Annotated in this window: 21 protein-coding genes and 1 pseudogene; 17 read left to right on the top strand and 5 right to left on the bottom strand. The window is 32.5% G+C overall.

All coding sequences use genetic code 11. The annotated features are described in order from the left end of the window. The 3 genes and pseudogenes from IM744_RS20910 to IM744_RS10450 all read left to right on the top strand — a co-directional run bounded on the left by IM744_RS20910 (position 1) and on the right by IM744_RS10450 (position 2,426). A complete protein-coding gene (locus tag IM744_RS20910) occupies positions 1-1,566 on the top strand; it encodes a hypothetical protein (RefSeq protein WP_194508084.1) in 1,566 nt (521 codons plus the stop codon). A 3-nt stretch (positions 1,567-1,569) separates the two neighbouring features. Beyond that, positions 1,570-1,833 (top strand): annotated as a pseudogene (locus IM744_RS10445) (arsenic resistance protein); the annotation flags it as partial. Positions 1,834-1,991: 158 nt separating this feature from the next. Then, positions 1,992-2,426 carry a BLUF domain-containing protein gene (locus IM744_RS10450; RefSeq protein WP_194508085.1) on the top strand — a complete coding sequence of 145 codons (435 nt, stop codon included), beginning with the start codon at positions 1,992-1,994 and terminating at the stop codon, positions 2,424-2,426. Positions 2,427-2,701: 275 nt separating this feature from the next. Here IM744_RS10450 and IM744_RS10455 read toward each other — a convergent pair whose 3' ends face one another. Continuing rightward, positions 2,702-4,174 (bottom strand): T9SS type A sorting domain-containing protein, encoded by a 1,473-nt coding sequence (locus tag IM744_RS10455; RefSeq protein ID WP_194508086.1) that lies wholly within the window; start codon positions 4,172-4,174, stop codon positions 2,702-2,704. A 302-nt stretch (positions 4,175-4,476) separates the two neighbouring features. Between IM744_RS10455 and IM744_RS10460 the strand changes: the two genes are divergently transcribed. The 3 genes from IM744_RS10460 to IM744_RS10470 all read left to right on the top strand — a co-directional run bounded on the left by IM744_RS10460 (position 4,477) and on the right by IM744_RS10470 (position 5,689). Then, on the top strand, positions 4,477-4,677 hold the full coding sequence (locus tag IM744_RS10460) for a hypothetical protein (protein ID WP_194508087.1): 201 nt from the start codon (positions 4,477-4,479) through the stop codon (positions 4,675-4,677). Beyond that, positions 4,652-4,840 (top strand): biotin/lipoyl-containing protein, encoded by a 189-nt coding sequence (locus tag IM744_RS20915; protein WP_194508088.1) that lies wholly within the window; start codon positions 4,652-4,654, stop codon positions 4,838-4,840. The genes IM744_RS10460 and IM744_RS20915 overlap by 26 nt, the downstream gene beginning before the upstream one ends. Before the next feature lie 324 nt (positions 4,841-5,164). Beyond that, positions 5,165-5,689 carry a YybH family protein gene (locus IM744_RS10470; RefSeq protein WP_194508089.1) on the top strand — a complete coding sequence of 175 codons (525 nt, stop codon included), beginning with the start codon at positions 5,165-5,167 and terminating at the stop codon, positions 5,687-5,689. A gap of 246 nt (positions 5,690-5,935) precedes the next feature. Here the strand turns inward: IM744_RS10470 and IM744_RS10475 are convergent, their stop codons facing one another. After that, entirely contained in the window at positions 5,936-7,414 is a 1,479-nt protein-coding gene (locus tag IM744_RS10475) for an aminopeptidase P N-terminal domain-containing protein (protein WP_194508090.1), read from the bottom strand. A gap of 168 nt (positions 7,415-7,582) precedes the next feature. Between IM744_RS10475 and gcvT the strand changes: the two genes are divergently transcribed. The 7 genes from gcvT (at position 7,583) to IM744_RS10510 (ending at position 14,934) form a co-directional block, all read left to right on the top strand. Continuing rightward, positions 7,583-8,653 carry a glycine cleavage system aminomethyltransferase GcvT gene (gene gcvT, locus IM744_RS10480; RefSeq protein WP_194508091.1) on the top strand — a complete coding sequence of 357 codons (1,071 nt, stop codon included), beginning with the start codon at positions 7,583-7,585 and terminating at the stop codon, positions 8,651-8,653. A 6-nt stretch (positions 8,654-8,659) separates the two neighbouring features. Further along, the gene (locus IM744_RS10485) at positions 8,660-9,574 is read left to right on the top strand and encodes a glutaminase (protein ID WP_194508092.1); all 915 of its coding nucleotides are present in this window, start codon (positions 8,660-8,662) and stop codon (positions 9,572-9,574) included. Positions 9,575-9,596: 22 nt separating this feature from the next. Further along, complete coding sequence (locus IM744_RS10490; RefSeq protein ID WP_194508093.1) at positions 9,597-10,430, top strand: sugar nucleotide-binding protein; 834 nt, start codon at positions 9,597-9,599, stop codon at positions 10,428-10,430. A gap of 218 nt (positions 10,431-10,648) precedes the next feature. Next, positions 10,649-10,939, top strand: a complete 291-nt coding sequence (locus tag IM744_RS10495; RefSeq protein ID WP_194508094.1) for a 4a-hydroxytetrahydrobiopterin dehydratase — start codon at positions 10,649-10,651, stop codon at positions 10,937-10,939. Positions 10,940-10,992: 53 nt separating this feature from the next. After that, positions 10,993-13,050, top strand: a complete 2,058-nt coding sequence (locus IM744_RS10500; protein WP_194508095.1) for a carboxy terminal-processing peptidase — start codon at positions 10,993-10,995, stop codon at positions 13,048-13,050. 2 nt (positions 13,051-13,052) lie between these two features. Beyond that, positions 13,053-14,087, top strand: coding sequence for a hypothetical protein (locus tag IM744_RS10505; RefSeq protein ID WP_194508096.1), 1,035 nt, complete (start codon positions 13,053-13,055; stop codon positions 14,085-14,087). A gap of 97 nt (positions 14,088-14,184) precedes the next feature. Next, the gene (locus IM744_RS10510) at positions 14,185-14,934 is read left to right on the top strand and encodes a YebC/PmpR family DNA-binding transcriptional regulator (RefSeq protein WP_194508097.1); all 750 of its coding nucleotides are present in this window, start codon (positions 14,185-14,187) and stop codon (positions 14,932-14,934) included. A 351-nt stretch (positions 14,935-15,285) separates the two neighbouring features. On the opposite strand, the gene IM744_RS10515 is transcribed toward IM744_RS10510, so the two are convergent. Both IM744_RS10515 and IM744_RS10520 read right to left on the bottom strand, forming a co-directional pair. Then, complete coding sequence (locus IM744_RS10515) at positions 15,286-16,515, bottom strand: glycosyltransferase (protein WP_241738315.1); 1,230 nt, start codon at positions 16,513-16,515, stop codon at positions 15,286-15,288. A gap of 7 nt (positions 16,516-16,522) precedes the next feature. Continuing rightward, the gene (locus IM744_RS10520; protein ID WP_194508098.1) at positions 16,523-16,996 is read right to left on the bottom strand and encodes a heme-binding domain-containing protein; all 474 of its coding nucleotides are present in this window, start codon (positions 16,994-16,996) and stop codon (positions 16,523-16,525) included. A 137-nt stretch (positions 16,997-17,133) separates the two neighbouring features. On the opposite strand from IM744_RS10520, the gene IM744_RS10525 reads away from it, so the two are divergent. From IM744_RS10525 to IM744_RS10540, 4 genes are all read left to right on the top strand, one after another. Then, the gene (locus tag IM744_RS10525) at positions 17,134-17,706 is read left to right on the top strand and encodes an adenylosuccinate lyase (RefSeq protein WP_194508099.1); all 573 of its coding nucleotides are present in this window, start codon (positions 17,134-17,136) and stop codon (positions 17,704-17,706) included. Positions 17,707-17,768: 62 nt separating this feature from the next. Beyond that, the gene (gene purB / locus IM744_RS10530) at positions 17,769-19,112 is read left to right on the top strand and encodes an adenylosuccinate lyase (protein ID WP_194508100.1); all 1,344 of its coding nucleotides are present in this window, start codon (positions 17,769-17,771) and stop codon (positions 19,110-19,112) included. A gap of 4 nt (positions 19,113-19,116) precedes the next feature. After that, entirely contained in the window at positions 19,117-19,302 is a 186-nt protein-coding gene (locus tag IM744_RS10535) for a hypothetical protein (protein WP_194508101.1), read from the top strand. Between the two features lie 171 nt (positions 19,303-19,473). Continuing rightward, positions 19,474-19,692 carry a hypothetical protein gene (locus IM744_RS10540; RefSeq protein ID WP_194508102.1) on the top strand — a complete coding sequence of 73 codons (219 nt, stop codon included), beginning with the start codon at positions 19,474-19,476 and terminating at the stop codon, positions 19,690-19,692. A 166-nt stretch (positions 19,693-19,858) separates the two neighbouring features. Here IM744_RS10540 and IM744_RS10545 read toward each other — a convergent pair whose 3' ends face one another. Then, the gene (locus tag IM744_RS10545; protein WP_194508103.1) at positions 19,859-20,404 is read right to left on the bottom strand and encodes a DUF4252 domain-containing protein; all 546 of its coding nucleotides are present in this window, start codon (positions 20,402-20,404) and stop codon (positions 19,859-19,861) included. Positions 20,405-20,471 lie beyond the last annotated feature (67 nt).

Raw genomic sequence — 20,471 nt, forward strand, 5'->3', positions numbered from 1 at the left:
ATGTTTAGAAATATAATTCTCATTAGTGCATTACTAAGCTCATTAATAGTTTTTAGTCAAACTCCAAAACAAGATTTTGAAAAAGCGGAGGAGTTCTACAAAACTGCAAACTACAGTGATGCCATTAGCTTAGCAGAAAAAACGAAACAAACCTTAGGCAAATCAAACCCTAAGGTTGAGGCACTACTTTTTATGGCATATTATAATAACGAAGAGTATCTAAAAGCTAAAGTAGCTTATGAAACCCTTAAGAAATTGGTGCCAGATAGTGTGGAAAACTCAGATGCATTTGCACTATACAAAATCACAAACAACCAATTAGATCTAAAATTAGCAGAATTAGAAACTGCTTTTGAGCAAGAGCAAAATAAAACACCTCCTTCACTTTTTACCGAAGAACAATACGCCAGTAAAAATACATTTAAAGAAGCAAGCATTAAAAAAGGAAATGAAAAAATCCAAAACAAAATAAATGAAGAAGATCTCTACAAAAGGGCGAAAAGAAATCCCTCTGTAGATACCTATAGAGAATTCTTAAAATTACATCCAAAAAGTGATTATGTTAAAGAAATTAATGATTTGTTAATCATACAAAAGGAAGAAGATTTATGGTCGCAATCTAAAGGAGAAAATACTGTGACATCTTATTATGAATATCTAGAATCTTATCGTACTGGTAAATACGCAAGCATAGCACATACTAAAATCAAAACACTTGACAAACAAGCCTATGACAAAGCAATCTCTGTTGGTTCACAAGAATCTTTGAACTACTATTTAGACAACTATAAAAAAGGAGAATATAGAGATAAGGTTAGAATAAAATTAGATAAAAAGATAGAGTATGATGTCTATATGCATGCTAAAACAAATAACTTTATAAATTATTATGAAGCATACATAAATCAATATCCTAATGGTGAATACGCTTCCGAAGTAAATGAAATTATTAAAATAAGTTATTTAAAATTTGCTAATGACACTTATAAAGATAAAAATTACAAAAAAGCGATTTCAAATTATTCAAAATACATACAAAATTATCCTTATGGAGAAGATATTGACCAAGCAAAAAAAGGCTTAGAAAAAGCTAATAAAAAATCGCGACAATTCTCTTCGGGATATTTCGGTTTTACTTATGAATCTCAAGGTACATATGGTCTTACTTTAGGAAAACTAAATAAAGATGGCATTGGTCTATACACAAACCTTAGAGTATCTCCAGATGTTTTGGAACTTGAATATAAAAAACCTGAACTAGAATTAACTGAAGACCAAATACCAGAAGGCGAAAAAATTGCTATAGCAAGCTTAAGTGTAGGCGTTTCTTACCCAATTTTTTATCCTGTTTGGCTCTACGTTGGTGGTGGCGCAAATTTACAAGAGCGATTTAACAATAATGATAATGAACATGTTAATGATTATTATAGTTTAAAGGACGAAGAGCATTTAGCTTTTTACCCTGAAGCTGGTCTAAATGTACGCTTTGGAAAAGTATTTACCATCATTGCAGGAGTTGTTTATGTAAGAGGCGAAATGCTATATAAAGTTGGTATTGGATTTTAATAGAAAGCCATAGGTGCAGACTATGACAAAACCGCAGCTGTAGCATTCACTGCAGCAGGAAATAATTTTGAATTAGCCATTGCTGTTTTTGGGCTCAATTCTGGCCAAGCATTCGCAGGAGTCATTGGACCATTGGTAGAAGTACCTGCTTTAATTTTATTAGTTAGAGTATACTATAGCGCTTTTTATCAAAAAAAGCATCTTTTTTACTTCGGAAATTGGATAGCGAGAAAACCTTTGCATATTTTTTCAAATTTGACTTTATAGACACTTAAATCGCGTTCGGTTGTATTCCTGTTTTATATATCTTAAATACAGTCATGATTATAACGATTTTTGAATCATAAAGTTAAAATAGTATATTGGTACTGCTAAAAGTGATTTATAAAAACCTAAATTAGCAACACTGCCAACGCTAAAACTTTATGTACCAACTAAATTACCACTCGCAATCAAAGTCAAAATTAGAGATCAAAGATTTAGAAAGAATTCTTGAAGAATCTACGGTAAGAAACAAAGAAAGAAATATTACTGGATGTCTCATTTACCATAATAATAGTTTTGTTCAAATTCTTGAAGGAAAGAAAAAAGACATACTTGACGTTTATGAGAAAATAAAAACTGATGAGCGTCATCATAACGTCATCTTATTGTATAAAAACCCTATTGACAAAAGATGTTTTACAGATTGGAACATGGCTTATCATCAACCAAACGATCAATATATTATACAATTTGTAAACAATTTATTATTGCTCTCGCAACTTTCAGATAAAGCATCTAATTCTTTATTAACTTTTTGGGGACAAGTGCGTAGAATTTTAAAAAGTGGCCCAATAGAGCATATTGAAAACATCTAATGAAAGCGTTATTAACCTTTCACCATATGATAGTTGAAATTTCAAGTCGTTATTTTTAAATAAAGTATTAGATTTAAGTTTCTGCTAGCGTGTTTGCAATCGTTACGCATTCAAATTCGCTCAAAACTAAAACATTTGGTATTTTCAAAAATCTAAAACATAATTACAAACTTCAATACCATAAAATTTCCGAAGAAATCTGATCTATCAAGAGATAACCAATAAAAAAGCTCCATCCAGAGATGAAGCTTTTAATGTTTTATAAGCCAAAAAACTTATTTAACCACTAGCTTTTTAATTGCTTTATTATTTTCTCCATGAAACTCTAAAATATAAATTCCAGAATTTAATTCTAGATTCATTTCATTAGAACCCATTTGAAGATTTTTTGTCATAATTAATTTGCCTTCAATACTGTACACATTCATTTGATTAAAAGAGGTGTTTTGATCTAAATTTAGTTGACCATCAGTAGGATTAGGATACATAGCCAATTGATTAAAATCTAAGTCTTCAACACTTAAAAACGCACAATTTACAGGATCAAACGTCACTAACCCTAATGAAGGATCATCATTTTGATGTGAAATAACCGCTTCTGCATCTGCAAGTGTGTTTGGCGCATTAGCTTCATCCCAACAATTATGCATCGCCATTATTGAGTTAGCTGTATTATTATAGAGCGCATAGGTAGCTCCATCATTACCGTTTTCAGAAAAAACATTTTGTCCTATATTATCAATATTATCACCTAGGTTTATAGAAGCTTGCCCAATAACCGTAATTCCCCAAAGGTTGCGACGTATTTCATTACCACTTGCAATGGCTTCTAAACCAGCAGCATTAGTATATAATGAAATTCCACTTCCGCCATCTAGAGGAATCCCTTGTGTATCATTATCTTCAATAATATTATTTCTAACGTAAGCAAAAGCATTGTTTCCTAAAATTGTTAGTCCGTAACGATTGTCTGTTATAATGTTGTCATCAATAATTGCATTGATAGTACCTCCAACAAAATTAGAAACTGCAATTCCTCCTACCATATCCAAATTACGATCACCTATTATAGTATTCTGAATAATTTGAATAGGATTATCAATCATCGTCGTTCCCATATTTATTTGAGGTCTGTTAGAATTCGCTTGATTATTTCCTTCTATATAGTTATTAAATATATATGGAGAAACAGCATTATTTGCTCCAGAACTTATTGCAGCAGTGTCATTAAAACTAATCGTATTATTAGTAATTTGAGCCATACCTCTAGAAAGTGAAATAACTGCACCAGATGATACTCCTGATACATTATTAGTGACCAAACAATTATTAATCGTAAACGTTTCAGTTAACACACGTAAACCACCTCCATACTGTATCGTAGCATTTTGAATGTTAATCTCTGAAAACTCTTCAAAACGAAAACCATCATAAGGAGTTGCTGTATCAATAGCTGTAAAAATAGCATTGTTTGCATCTACATTAAAAGTCCCATAAATCGTGATTCTTATATCTGCACCAATTTCTAAAGTGACATCAGTACTTATAATAAGTGTGTCTGTTGTAGAAATCGTAAGATCATCTACTAAAGTATATGTGGTCCCTGTTACCGAAATTGTAGAAGGACTTAACGCAACAAGATCATCTAAAGTATATGTTGTACTAGTATCTGGTGTGATATAACCTTGCGCTGAAAGGATTCCAACGAAACCAAAAGCAATAAATAAACTGAGTAATTGTTGTTTCATAAAGTTGTTATTTTTGAGTTGCATTAAAATTAAAAAATAAAGAGATGGATGACTGTTAAAAATCATTTTTTATGAGAATTTGGTATGATGTTTATAAATATATCGAGATCCTAAAAGCTTGATATTTGACTTTCTTAAATAAATAGTCGAACTTCGTTTGCTTGCGGATATTGACAATCTATGCTGAATTTAATTATGCTGAATTCATTTCGGTATTTCTGTATTGATACAGTCGATATCCAAAGACATTGTAACTAATTTGACCAAAAATGATGAAAGCATTGATACGTCGACTATTTTTTATGTCTGACAAAAAAAGAAATGAAATTAAAAAAGACTTGAGTAACAGTCCGAACTTCAGAACAAAAGAAGACATTGAAATGCAAGGAACTGGATCTGACCGTATTTTGGAAATTACGTTGGAAAAAAGAAAAGTTGAATCCATTTTTGCCCCTGATTTAGGAAATCAAAAAAGGTTTGGTTCTGACAAAGTGGTATTTTAAATCTGGAGATATTGTCAAAAAAGGAGATATTGTTTGCGATATTGAAAATGAAAATATCACAATGGAATTCGAAAGCTTTTTCATTGGTAAAATATTATTGATCTGTAGTCTGAAAACTAAATTAACAAGTGGGACAGAAATATTTAAAATAGAAGGAATATAAAAACTAGGCACAACAAAGTTCTGTGATAAAACCCATAAGCTAGCGGTCGTTTGTAACGAGTGCTCATCCAATTAACAAAAAATTAATCTCAAAGAGACTCCTGCTTCCGCAGGAATTATCAATCCAAACTAGGCAACTCCAATCCATTCAAAACGCTCTTCTCATTCATCAACTTTTCAATTTCCGAAGATGTACGAGGCGCTTCCTAAGTTAAGTTTCAGTAATCAAATTAATTTCAAATTTCACTCCTTTTTAAAGATTAAACTTATTTCATAATTTAATCGTATTTTTATAACCATCTATTAAACAGTCAAATACAATATTATGAAATCAAAAATGATATTTGCATTAATTTTAATACTAACGATATTCAGTATTGGATGCAAGCAACAAGAAGAAAAAGTTATAGTTGAAATTGAAGAAGTGAAAACTGATTTAATTAATGATAACTTTCCAGAAGCTGAAAAAGAAGTAAGAGAAACTTGGGATGCCATTGTGCAGAGTCTCAGAGATGGAGACATGGATAAACTAATTGCTTTTCATGCTTATGGTCCAAAATTCACTGAATTCAAAAATGGAGCACCTCGCAATGGCAGTGAAGAAAACGAAACATTTGAACGCAATACTTTTGGAGCTGTTACCGAAATCGTGAAATTTGAAACTAACGATATGAAGGTTGCTGTCTATGAAGATGTTGCTAATGTCACCTTTCACTCTGATTTTCATCTCAAATTTGGTGAAGACCTTGTTATAGTAAACGACCAAATCTCCTTACTATTTGTTAAAACTGATAATGGCTGGAAGATCGTGAGTGAACATCATTCACCTTTAAAAAAGGAAGACGTTTAAAAACAGATTACCGTTAGAGTGGATATAGGATAAACTATCAGTTATCTAATGAATCTTAAAATGCAAAATTCAGATTAAAACAGAAGAGATTCCTGCCTTACTTTGACATGTTCAGCAACCAAAGCAATTGTTAATTCTAAGCTGGCGCTCCTTTATAACGAGTATACATGAACTATTAATAGTTATTCTACTAAATCCCAACGTCCTTTCCAATTCCCAAAGAGATTCCTACTTCCGCAGGAATTGTTAATCCAAACTAGGCAACTCCAAACCATTCAAAACGCTCTTCTCTTTCATCAACTTTTCAATTTCCGAAGAGGTACGAGGTGCTTCCACAGATAAATTTATAGGTCCGTTTTCTGTGATTAAGATATCATCTTCAATTCGCACAGCAATACCATGCCATTTTGGATCGCAATCGCTACCAATTGGGATATAAATTCCTGGCTCTACGGTAATCACCATATTGGCTTGTAATTGACCATAAGTTCCTGGATCATGAACATCTAAACCAATGTGATGTGAAGTACCATGAGGAAAATACTGTCTCGCTTCACTTGCGTTTTTTGCAATTCCTAAATCAATCAAACCTTGATACACGACTTTTCTCGCAGCTGTATCTGGAGATTGCATCGTATTACCAATAACGGTTGCTTTTATTCCTGCTTCTTGCGCATTGTACACAATATCATAAATTGCTTTTTGCTCCTTAGTAAACTTCCCATTTGCAGGAATTGTTCGTGTCACATCTGCTGTATAACCATGATACTCTGCACCTAAATCCATGAGTACGAGATCGTTTTCTACTTTCATTTTAGAATTCTCAACGTAATGAAGCACACAACCATTATTTCCTGCACCAACAATACTTGGGTAACCTTCATACTCGCTGCCATATTTTTTGTAGATGTATTCATGTACACCTTGCACTTCGGTTTCAGACATTCCTGGATGCATTGCTTTCATGATTTCACGTTGTCCCATTGCAGAAATTCGTACCGCTTTTTTAAGTAATACCAACTCATCTGCAGTTTTCACCTCTCGCAATCCTGCCATTAAACGAGACAAAATTCTAGTATCTGTTTTAACAGTTTCTACTTCTATATTGGCATTAGCATCTACTTCAATATCATTGGTTTTATTTTCAATTGTGTAATTATCAACCAGTTTTATTTGCGTTTTAAACGACTGTACCAAATCATACAAATCTGCAGGATTTCTCGTATCTCGATAATCATCTCTAAAATCTTCGTACATCACCTTATCAAAAGAGGCAAAATCAATAGCAGACTCTAGAAAATCACTTCCGTTGTAGGCGTTATCAAAACCGAGTTCTGTTTTTGCGCCTTCGGTACCGAGTCTGCGACCTGTCCACTGCTCTGCTTGTGCGTTTCGTTGTTGCACGTAGAGTTTTTCGTTATAAGGTTTTCCTTCGGAAACGTTCTGACTTTCAGAAAAAATCACTAAAACAGCATGCGGTTCTTTATAACCTGTGAGGTAATAAAAATTCGGATCTTGGTGATAGACATAATCGACATCATTGGCACGATTTCTCACCGGATTTGCAAAAAATACAGCCACACTATTTGCTGGCATATTTGCTCGAAGCGCTTCTCGTCGTTCTTTATGAAATTCTTTGGTTAGATAATCTTCTGGTGTTCCGTTTTGAGCAAAACTCCCAAAGAAAAATATAATTGTAAAAAATAGTGTGAATAAAAGTCTCATGTTTTTTTTATAGGCATTGAAAATAAAGAATTATCTCATCCTTCCGAAGAAAAAAATTTAATATTAACATATTTTTAATCTGTTTTTATAGGCAAACACTTTCTAAAGAACAGATAATTTTCGATACATTTGTGTCACAATTTTTACTGAAATCAAAAAATAGTCGTAATGAAAAATACAGCCTTAACAGCAACTCACGAAGCACTTGGAGCTAAAATGGTCCCTTTTGCAGGATATAATATGCCAGTACAATATGATGGTGTCAATATAGAACATGAAGCAGTACGAACTGGTGTTGGTGTGTTTGATGTGTCGCATATGGGAGAATTTCTAATAGAAGGTCCTCATGCACTAGAATTGATTCAAAAAGTGAGTAGTAATGACGCTTCAAAATTGAAAGTTGGGAAAGCGCAATACAGCTGTTTGCCTAATGATGATGGCGGAATTGTAGATGATCTCATCATTTACAAAATTAAAGAAGAAACTTACCTTTTGGTAGTAAACGCTAGTAATATAGAAAAAGATTGGAACTGGATTGTTTCTAAAAACGATGTTGGTGCTGAGATGAAAGATTTGAGTGAAGATTACTCTTTACTTGCTATTCAAGGACCAAAAGCGGTTGAAGCAATGCAAGCTTTATCGAGCCATGATCTTGCTGAAATTAAATTTTACAACTTTGTAGTTGGTGATTTTGCTGGTATTGATAATGTGATAATTTCTGCGACTGGTTATACAGGAAGTGGCGGATTTGAAATCTATTGCAAAAACAGTGAAGTAAAGCAAATTTGGGATAAAGTAACTGAAGCTGGTGCAAAACCAATTGGACTTGCTGCTCGTGACACCTTACGATTAGAAATGGGATATTCTCTCTACGGAAATGATATTGACGACACTACATCACCTATTGAAGCTGGTTTAGGATGGATTACAAAATTTTCAAAACCATTTACAAACTCTGAAGCTTTAGAGCATGAAAAACGTCGTGGACCAGAACGCAAATTAGTTGCTTTTGAAATTGATGAGCGTGGTATACCTCGTCAAGGTTACGATATTGTTGATTCTAGCGGAAAAACGATTGGTAATGTCACTTCTGGAACCATGTCTCCAAGTTTAGGAAAAGGAATTGGTTTAGGATATGTACCAACCATTTTTACAGATGTAGGAAGTAAGATACACATCCAAATTCGTAAAAATGCAGTACCTGCAACTGTGGTAAAATTACCTTTTTACAAGGGTTAATAGGATATGCAAGACTACCAAAGTATTTTAAATGACATTTATAACAAGCTCAGCAAAAAAGAAGACAAAGGAACAGTAGCATCTTACATTCCAGAACTTAAACATGTTGACAGAAATGCTTTTGGTATTCACCTTCAAGTTATTGGCGATAAAACTTATGGAGCAGGTCAATACGCAGAAAAATTCTCGATACAGAGTATTTCTAAAGTATTGACCTTAGCTAAAGCGATTTCTATTGAAGGTCATAATCTTTGGGAACGTGTTGACGTAGAACCTTCTGGAAACCCATTTAATTATCTATCATTATTAGAGCAAGAAAATGGAATCCCCAGAAATCCTCTGATAAATACTGGTGCTCTAGTCATTGCTGATATTTTAGTATCTCAACTTGAGAATCCTAAACAAGATTTTTTAAATTTTGTTAGACAATTGGCCAATGACGATAGTATCAATTACAATGAAAAAGTTGCAAAATCTGAGAAAGAAACTGGCTATAGAAATTATGCTGGAGCTAATCTATTAAAATCATTTGGGAACCTTAAAAACGATGTGGACGAGGTTTTAGATTTTTATTTCCACCAATGTTCTATAGAAATGACCTGCGAGCAACTCACAAAAACTTTATACGTTTTTGCAAATAAAGGAGCTTGTATGTTAGAAAAAGTCCATCTCAAAAAAAGTCAGACTAAACGGATCAATGCAATTATGCTTACCTGCGGATTTTATGACGAGGCTGGAGAATTTGCCTTTGAGGTAGGTTTACCAGGAAAAAGTGGTGTTGGTGGTGGCATCGTAGCGCTTTTACCAAAAGAATTTGTAATTTCTGTATGGTCACCAGGTTTAAATGCTAAAGGGAATTCTAAATTGGGAATGCAAGCACTTGAAATATTTACTACCAAAACCAATTTATCTATTTTCTAAACCCAATTTGCCATAATCTATAATGAAAACGTATAATAGTAAACATCGCATCTTAATTTTAGGTGCAAGCGGATTTATTGGCAATGCCATTTATAAAGAGCTTTTGGGTTACTTTAGAACGTATGGCACATATCGTGTTCCGAAGAAAATATTTGAAGATAATCATCAGTTTTTTCAATATAATGTTGAAGAAGATGATGTGTACGAAATTTTAGAAGCGACAAAACCTACCATAATTATTTCTTGTTTACGTGGCGAATTTAGAGCACAAACAATCGCTCATCAACATATTGCTGAGTATCTTTTAGAACACGACAGCAAACTTATTTTTTTATCGTCTGCTAATGTTTTTGATGCGTATAGTAAATATCCAAGTTACGAATTGGACAAAACGTTGAGCGGAAGCATTTATGGACATTTTAAGATTAAGATTGAAAATATGTTGCTACGTCTTCCGAAGAAAAAAGTAGCAATCTTGAGATTACCAATGGTCTTGGGATCTCAATCACCAAGACTCAAAGAATTAAAGCAGCATTTAGAAGATAAAACTGCGATTGAGATATTCCCAAATATCATAATGAATGTCACTACAGATTCTAAATTGACGCAACAAATACATTACATCATCAATCAAAATAAATATGGAATTTTCCATTTAGGAAGTACAGATTTAGTGCATCATGATGATTACTTTAAAGATATTGTAAAGCAAATTTCTTCAAAAAACGGAGTTATTTACAAACATGTGTACACGACAAATGAAGATCGTTATTTAGCTGTTTTACCAAAATTCAACAAACTGCCAAAACATTTAGAAATCACAAGTACTGAAGTGCTTGAAGACATAACAAAATAACATTTTAAGGTAAAAACCAATCTGAATATTGTCCTGCAAGGTTTTAGAAACCTCACAGGTATTAATTACCAATTTCTAAAATCCATAAAGTTCAAAAAACACCTTACAGGTTCACTTCGTGGTAAAAACCAATCTGTTTATCTTTTTTAATAGATTGAATACTCAAATACTCTTATTTTACAGCAAAAATATGCTACATTTAAGTAAAAAATAGAGTTATGGATTTGTTAACAGACGAAAATATAGAAAAACGATTACTTCGCTTCCCTGATTGGGAACATAGAAACAACGCATTATACGCAGAGTTTGAATTTGATAATTTTAAAGATTGCTTTAGTGCAATGAGCAGAATTGCATTTGAGTGTGAAGCTCAAAATCATCATCCAGAATGGACCAATGTTTACAATGTACTTAAGATTTCATTATCAACACATGACGCAAATGGTGTCACAGAAAAAGACTTTAAATTGGCAGATGCTATTGAAGCCATTGTAGAAGTTGAAGATTAAATTGGTTCAATTTTTGTTATTTCAAATACATCACATCTTATTTTAAAACATACATGCTAAAAAAAATTAGTCCGTTTTTATTATTTTCCTTGATCTCTGTTTTTGGTTACAGTCAAAATGAAGACTTATTTTGCGATCAAGTGAAGGCTTTAAAAAAGGTGATTGAAGTTAATCATTATCTACCTAAAACCGTTGATGATAGCTTGTCAACACATGTCTTTGATTTGTTCTTGAATAATTTAGATGAAAACAAAAGATTGCTCACAAAAAGTGATGTCACCTCATTTGAAAAAGATCGTTTTGAACTCGATGATTACATAGAAAACAACAGTTGCGATTTTATAGATAAATATGCTATGGTTCTTAATGAGCGCATAGAAAATTCTAAAAAGGTCATTTCTAGTTTAGAGTCAGAAAATTTCGATTATTCAGGTAAAGATACATTGCGGTTTAAACCAGAATCTAAGTTCATATATTTTAAAAATGAAGAAGCCATAAAACGCTATTGGAGTAAGCGTTTACGTTATAATATTTTGTACACGCTCGTTGAAAATGATTCAATACTAGAACATCTTCAAAGTGATTTTAAAACTTTAGAAAGCGATTTAAAACCAAAGCTCATTCAGAAAGAATTATGCAAACTCGAAGAGCTTCAAAACAGATTAGGAAGCGTTGATCATTTTGTAAAAGAAACCTTTTTAAATGCCTATTTACATTATCTAGATCCCAACTCCTCTTTTTTTAATGCTTCGGAAAAAGAAATATTTGAAAACTCGTTATCTAATGACCAATTGTCCTTCGGAATAATTACCTCTAAAAATGACGATGGAGATATTACTATTGTGCACATCACTCCTGGAAGCGCTGCATTTAACAATGGAAATATTGAAGTTAACGATGTTATAAAATCACTACATTCTAATACAGAAACTTTAGAAACCTATTGTGTATCTAACGAAGATGTGATGGCATTTACAAGTGATCAAAACCACAACACAATCATATTTAAAATTAAGAAACAAAACGGAACTCTTAAAAACATTGAGCTCACAAAAACCAAAACAAAAACAGAAGAAAACACCGTTTCTGGCTATATTATAGAAGACAAATCTAAGGTTGGGTATATTAGTATTCCTAGTTTTTATTCAGATTTAGAGTCTCCAAATGGACTTGGTTTAGCAAATGATGTTGCCAAAGAATTATACAAACTACAAAAAGAAAATATTCAAGGTTTAATTCTTGATTTACGATTTAATGGTGGAGGCTCGATGAAAGAAGCTTCAGATCTTTCTGGTATGTTTATAAATAGAGGTCCTTTGTCTATTTTAAAATATTCAAATGGAGAAACCTACACGATAAAAGATTCTAATAGAGGTGCACTATTCACAAAACCAATTGTTGTTTTAGTGAATAATTATAGCGCATCTGCATCAGAATTTTTTGCAGCTTCCATGCAAGATTACAATAGAGCAATTATTGTTGGATCTACCACACATGGTAAAGCCTCTGCTCAAGTCATTTTGCCTTTAGACGTTGATGGTAAGTTAGGATTCTCTAAACTTACCGTAGAAAAATTTTATCGCGTGACTGGTAAAAGCCATCAAGCTCAAGGCGTTATCCCAGATATTATTTTACCAAATCTCTATGACGGTTTTAAAACTCAAGAAAAATTTATAGATTATGCTTTAGCAAATGATTCTATTGCTGGTGTAAAATATCCTAAGCATAAGCAACTTCCAATTAAACAATTAAAAAAACAAAGCATCGCTAGAATTAATAGCAATGCTAATTTTGATGCGGTTAAACAACTTAACCAATTGATTATAAAAAACTATTTTGAATTAGATACTGAGTACTTATTGACATTAGATAATGTCTATCAGGAAATGACAAGTTATAGAGATCAGTGGAGAACAATGAATTCACCTCTTAAAAATCATATTTCTAATTTTACAGTTAAAAATACAGAATACACAAAAGAAGTCATCAGTTATAATGATGATAAAAAAACAATCAACCAATCTATTTTAAAAGATCTTAAAAATGATATTTATATTGAAGAAGCCCAAACTATTCTTCAAGATTTACTAAACCTAATTCCGCTAAACTAAACATGAAAACAATTACTCTAAAATTAACCTTAATCTTTCTATTTGTAGCAACATCTATTACTGCTCAAACCTTTAATAATGCTTCAGAATATCTAGATTTTGTGGCTGAAGAACAGGAAGAAATCACAAAAAACATGTGGAAATACACCAAAGCAGTAGCACATAGTAAAAGTGATAGAAGCATTGATGGTAAACGTAAAAAATTACTTAAAACGATAGATCAAGCGATTGCAAAAATCACTAAAGCAGACGGTTTTGGAGATGACGATTATAAGTCTAAAGTATTGAAGCATATGACATTCAATAAAAACTTATTGAATCAAGATTATGCTAAAATAATCGACATGAAAGAAGTTGCAGAACAATCTTATGATGCTATGGAAGCATACGTTTTGGCTCAGGAAATGGCAGACCAAAAAATGGAAGAATCTCAACAAGAATATGAGAGAAACTTCTATGAGTATGCTGCAAAGCATGACATACAAATTATAGAAAGCGAGTCTGATTTAGGTAAAAAAATGAAAATATCAAACGACGTTTTTGAGCATTATCATGATATGTACCTCACGTATTTCAAAGTGTATATTAATGAAATTTATCTTATGGATGCTATTGAAAAAAATGATGTAAGTGCTATCCAGCAAAATGCTAACGCACTTGTTGCAGCTGCAAAAGAAGGTTTAGAACTTCTCGAAACAAAAGAAGCCTATAAAAAGGATCAATCTGTAATTAATGCCACAAAAAAAGCTTTTGAATTCTTTATAGATGAAGGCGAAAACCAAATTCCGATAATAACAGAGTTTCTAATTGTAAATGAGGATTTTGAAAAAATCAAATCGACTCTAGAACAAACAAATGAGCGCAAGCGCACTAAAGAACAAGTAGACAATTATAATAAAAAAGTTAAAGAAGTGAATGAAGGTGCTGACAACTACAATAAAGTTAATGCAGCACTTAATACAAAACGTCAAAATGCCATCAATGGCTTAAATAATGCTAATGCGAATTTCTTATCGAAACACATTCCGAATGATTAGTGTTGTTAATCTATCATAATTTCGATAATTTTGAAATTAATTACAACTACATAACAACTAATTCCCATTTTCATGGGAACTAAAAAATAAAATTTAGATGGGAAGAGCTTTTGAATTTCGTAAAGCAAGAAAAATGAAACGATGGTCTGCAATGAGCAAAGCCTTTACTCGTATAGGTAAAGACATTGTAATGGCAGTAAAAGAAGGTGGTCCAGATCCAGATTCTAACTCTCGTTTGCGTGCTGTAATTCAAAATGCTAAGTCTGTTAACATGCCTAAAGTTAATGTTGAGCGTGCTATCAAAAAGGCAAGTGAAAAAGGTCAAGGCGATTACAAAGAAGTTGTTTTTGAAGGCTATGCACCACATGGCATCGCTGTTTTAGTAGAAACTGCAACAGATAACAACACAAGAACTGTTGCCAATGTTCGTAGTTATTTCAGCAAATGTGATGGTAGCTTAGGCACATCAGGTTCTGTAGTTTTCATGTTTGACCATACTTGTAATTTCAAAGTCATAGGAGAAGACTTAGATTTAGAAGACTTAGAATTAGAACTTATAGATTTTGGTGTAGAAGAAATTTTTGAAGACACAGATGACGATGAAGAAGGCAACGAAGTAACAAGCGTCATGATTTATGCACCTTTTGAAAGTTTTGGTAACATACAATCCTATTTAGAAACTAATAATATAGAAATCATCTCATCAGGCTTTGAACGTATTCCACAAGTTACAAAACCATTATCTGCAGAAGAAGCTCAGGATGTTGAAAAACTCCTAGAAAAACTAGAAGAAGATGATGATGTCTCGAATGTATATCATACGATGGAGGAAACTACTGAGGAGTAATTTTTTCTAAAATTCATATTCGTTATATTTCTAAGTTAGCTAAAAACTATTATTTCTACGGAACTTTAAAACCTTTGAAGTTTCCTATTGTCATTCCTGCGAAAGCAGGAATCTAATACTTTAGTTTGTTGTTTGTGGATTCCTGCCTACGTAGGAATGACAAGAAACCCAAGAGCTATGCATTTGATGGTGTTTTCTAACAACAAATAATACTTATCATAAATAAATGTTGGTAAAAACACCAATATTGGCAACAAACTTTAAAGTTGCTTTGTCATTCAGAAGGAGGTACGACTGAAGAATCTATTATTAAATCTTAGATTCTTCGCTTTGTTCTGAATGACAGAAATCTCAAGAATTCTTGGCCTCAATCCATTTGCTCATGTACTTTGTACTTCGCATGGTATGATGCTGTAATAATTGTCCGATGAAATTTTGTTGTCTGTGAGCTTTTAAATTATCTATTAAATCTAATAATCGCTCTTTAAATTCACGTTCAAAATAATCTTTAGAGAATTGATTTTCTAAAATCTCAAAACCTAAAGTTTGTTGTGCAGTCCAAACAGAAGTATCGGTATATAATTTAATAGATTGATTGATAAAATCTTCCGAAGTATCACAAACAAACGATTGCTTTATATCATCAACTATCCCTTCTACTCCAACAGACGTTGAAACAAATGGTGTTCCATTTTGCATGGCATCAAAGAGTTTCCCTTTTAATCCTGCTCCAAACCGAATTGGAGCCAAAAGCACTTTAGATTGTTGCATCACTTCATTGACATCTTCTGCAAAACCTTTAATTAAAAAACCATCCTTTTCGTTATGTAATTGATTCACTTTTTGCGAGGCATACGACCCATAATTATGCAATTGTGCCTTTGGCAATTTGGCTCTGATTCCTTTCCAAATCGTTTCTTTTAAATAGAGCAAAGCATTGTAATTGGGTTCATGAAGAAAATTACCAATGGAGATAAAATGTTGTCGTTCTTCAAAACGGGGAAACTCTTTTTTTTGTGCTTCGGAAATTGGATCAACCAAAAATGGCAAATACAATAGCAAAGAATCATCTATTTTAAACGTGTTTTGGAGTAGGCTCATTTCCGAAGTTGAAATAATCAAACTCATATCACAACGATAGATACTTGCGATTTCGCGTTTGGTAGTGTCGTTTAATAAATCACCATGAGTTATCTCAACATGATCCTTGAACGCTTGCTGTCTCGCACGTCTTAAAAAATGTAAATCTTCTGTGTCAAGAATTTTTATCGCATTTGGGCAATGTTGTGATATTCTCCAACCAAACTGTTCTTCAGTCATAAACCGATCAAATAGAACAATGTCTGGTTTCAGTTTTAAAACAAAATCATCAAAACTAGAATGATTGAGTTCAATCGTTGCTTTTTTAACTCCAATGGATGACAAATCAAAGGCATTATCGCTTTTAGCGCAAGCACTTGCAAAGGTTATTTGATAGTCTTGAGATTGAAAAAACAAAATCAATTGCATCATTCTACTTCCTGCTGCAGAACTTTTAGGCTCTGGCCAAACGAAACCAATGATTAATAATTTTTTATTCAAGGGTTGACTATTCAGCTTTTAGTTGCTCTTGATATTTGACTCTCACATCTTTTCCCCAAGCAACGACTGCTGCGATTTGCTCATCTGTAAGATTGGCATCTCCATGAGTATAGGTGTACGACTCTAGAGGCATCTTTTTCTCTTCAACCTCCTCAATCAATTCATCCATTTTATGATCTTTTTTCTTTAAATCATAATCATTCCAAGCAGATAAATTAAAGTGTTTTTTACCATCTTTGATATGATCTGCCAACCAATAATTTACAGGTGTAATTTTGTTGTACCAAGGATATGTTGTGACATCACTATGACAATCGTAGCACGTACTCTCTAGTATGGCCTTAACATCACTTGGCGGATTTGTATCAGCAATAAAAGCATCTACAGTTGTAATATCACCTTCATTTATATCTGGTCCAAAAAATTGCATTATGATAAATACTATTAGTAATGCAACGAGTATTTTTTTTATAATTTTCATATCTTTAATTTCTTGTTTTTATATTTATTGTTTTAACCGTCACATGTTATTCGCTATTAATCGCTAATTTGAGTGATAATACTTTCAACACGCTCGTTTCATAATGATAACTAAGTGATAAAAGTAAATAAATCAATTTGACTACCGAAGAACTTTATAAAGAATTAAACTACGTTAACCACTCTCGTGAAAAACGATTGTACTATGCCAATTTGGTTATTGATAATCCAGATTTGATTCCGAAGTTATTAGAAATCTTATTCTTGGTTGATGATAAGATTTCTTGTCGTGCAGCTTGGGTTTTTGAGTTTATGTGTAGTGAAAATCTTGAGGCTAGCATTCCATATTTAGATCAGTTTACTGAGCATATGCATCGTGTTCATCTAGATTCTGCAGTAAGACCTGTGGCCAAAGTTTGCGAGTATTTGATTAAAGCTTACTATTCTAATAATGATAGTAAAATTAAAACATCGCTACTTCCAAAGCATAAAGAAAAAATCACCGAAGCTTGCTTTGATTGGTTGATCAACGACGAAAAAGTCGCTCCTAAAGCCTATGGAATGAGTACGCTTTTTCTCTTAGGAAGCGATTATGATTGGATTCACCCAGAATTAGCAATCATTTTAGAACGTGATTTCCAAACACAAAGCGCAGCATTTAAAGCAAGAGCCAGACAAATTCTAAAGAAAATTAATAAGCAAAAATCATAATCTTAGCCTCGTTAATAGAGAATCAAATGTTATCTTTAACGCTTCAAAAAAACACACAACAAATGTCAATATCATCACTTAATGCCATCTCTCCTATTGATGGTCGCTATAGAAGTAAAGTTAGCAACCTTGCACCTTATTTTTCTGAAGAAGCACTTATAAAATACCGAGTTTTGGTAGAAATTGAGTATTTCATTGCACTTTGCGAAGCAGATCTACCTCAACTAGCAGATATTGACACATCAGTATTTGAAGACTTAAGGGCTATTTATACGTCATTTTCTTCGGAAGATGCACAAGCCATAAAAGACATTGAAGCTGTAACAAATCATGATGTTAAAGCGGTTGAGTATTTTATAAAAGAAAAGTTTGACAACTTAAACCTGTCTAAATATAAAGAGTTCATCCATTTTGGATTAACCTCACAAGATATAAACAATACAGCCATTCCATTAAGTATTAAAGATGCGATGAATGATGTTTATGTTCCAGAATATTTTGAAGTCCTCAATAAATTAAAAGTACTTGCCGAAGATTGGAAAGACATCCCAATGCTAGCAAGAACACATGGTCAACCTGCTTCTCCAACACGTTTAGGTAAAGAAATAGAAGTGTTTGCAGTTCGTTTAGAAGAGCAATTTAATTTATTAAATGATGTACCAAGTGCAGCTAAATTTGGTGGTGCAACAGGAAATTTCAATGCTCATAAAGTGGCTTATCCAAATATGGACTGGAAAGCTTTTGGAACAAAATTTGTTCAAGAAAAACTAGGCTTACAACATTCATTCCCTACTACTCAGATTGAGCATTACGATCATATGGCTGCTTTATTTGATGCTTTAAAACGTATCAATACCATCCTTATTGATTTAGATCGTGATATTTGGACTTATGTGTCTATGGAATATTTCAAACAAAAAATCAAAGCAGGTGAAGTTGGAAGTAGCGCAATGCCACATAAAGTAAATCCTATTGATTTTGAAAACTCTGAAGGAAATCTAGGCATCGCAAATGCTATTTTTGAACACTTATCTGCAAAACTACCTATCTCGCGATTGCAACGTGATTTAACAGATAGTACAGTATTAAGAAACGTTGGTGTACCTTTTGGTCATACCATTATCGGTTTTAAATCTACACTTAAAGGATTAAACAAGTTATTACTTAATGAGCCTAAGTTTGCTCAGGATTTAGAAAACAATTGGGCTGTGGTTGCTGAGGCTATTCAAACGATCTTACGTCGTGAAGCGTATCCTAATCCTTATGAAGCTTTAAAAGGCTTAACGAGAACTAACGAAAAAATCAATGAAGCTTCTATTTCAGAATTTATTGATACCTTAGAGGTTTCCGAAGCTATAAAAACGGAATTAAAAGCTATTAACCCAAATAACTACACAGGAATCTAATGTCATGAAAATGCCAACCAGAAATACGTTAGCACTTATATATTCGGGACTTATTGTCGCTGGCTTTTTAGTATTTGGTATTATAGGGATTTTAGATTACTTCATAGTAAAGTTTATTCTGTTTTCGTCATTTGCTTTATTGGCGTTCTATTTAATAAGTATTTTGTTTAAGGATGCTGAATCTGAGTAAGTAATTTCTTTTTTCTTCAAGAAAAACACCTCTATGAGATAAAACTCACGAAAGTGAACCTATCTAATAAAAGTGAAACTTTGACTAACTTATTATGAACTTCATTTGGAATTATAGGTAAAGCTACATTCTTAAATGAAAGCCTTTATACTTACAAATTAATAACAGAAAATGAATAGTATACATCCAAACAAAACAATATCAAGAATTTGGGCTGTTATTTTAATTCTTTCACTTTTTTTAATTTTGGCAGGTACATTTGAATTTTTCCAATTTGACAATCCAAAAACTAATAATAGAATTAGTGCTTTGGGGTTTATATTACAAGTAGCTTATTACGGTAAAGAATACTATTACAAAGTAATATTACCTAAGAAAAAGAGACGTTAAGTTGACACTTCATCACTTAAAAAACCAAACATCGATACTCATAATCCAAATCTGTTATCAATAATCTTTACATAAAAAAACCACTCCAAGTGGTCAGACCTGAAGTGGCAATTAACATTTAAATCAATATTAGCTATTGGTTTAAATAATCTGTGATAAGTAAGCTTTATTTAAAAAATCCTGAAAACTTTTCTAATGGTGAGTTTTCAATATCTGACCCTTGTAATACCTTAGCCAATTCTGCAATTTTGTTGAAATTCATATCATCTCCTAAAACTCTTATAACTCCAAATCCTTGAGTGTTAGAATTTCCGAAGAGAATAAATTCTTCTACATCATCTCCATCTGCTATGCATTTGATAACGAATTTCCCATCTGTAGAATTTCCACCACGCATTAATTCTTCATACTTAGGGTTTTTAAGAATTGTCTTTACTTTAGCATACTCAATATCCATTTGTGCTTTGTTATTGTCGTCTAAAACAAAAGCAATTAAACTCAATTTCTCAATAGATTCATAGGCTTCCAACTGTTCTTCGGTAAGTGACTCTTCATCTATTTGTAGCATACTCACTGGCACATCTAATGATGTAAATCCTGGAGACAACTCATTGTCTACGTAAAATGTTTGCAATGTTTTATCTTGGTTGCAACTTTGTAAAGTCACAACCAAAATTAACAAAGTGATTATTGTTTTGATTGATGTGTTCATGTGTTTATATTTATTATTTTTCAATGGTCACATGCAGTTCGCTGTTCATAATTCTCTTGAACGATAA

The organism is Psychroserpens luteus, from assembly GCF_015319355.1.
GTDB classification, from domain to species: Bacteria; Bacteroidota; Bacteroidia; order Flavobacteriales; family Flavobacteriaceae; genus Psychroserpens; species Psychroserpens luteus.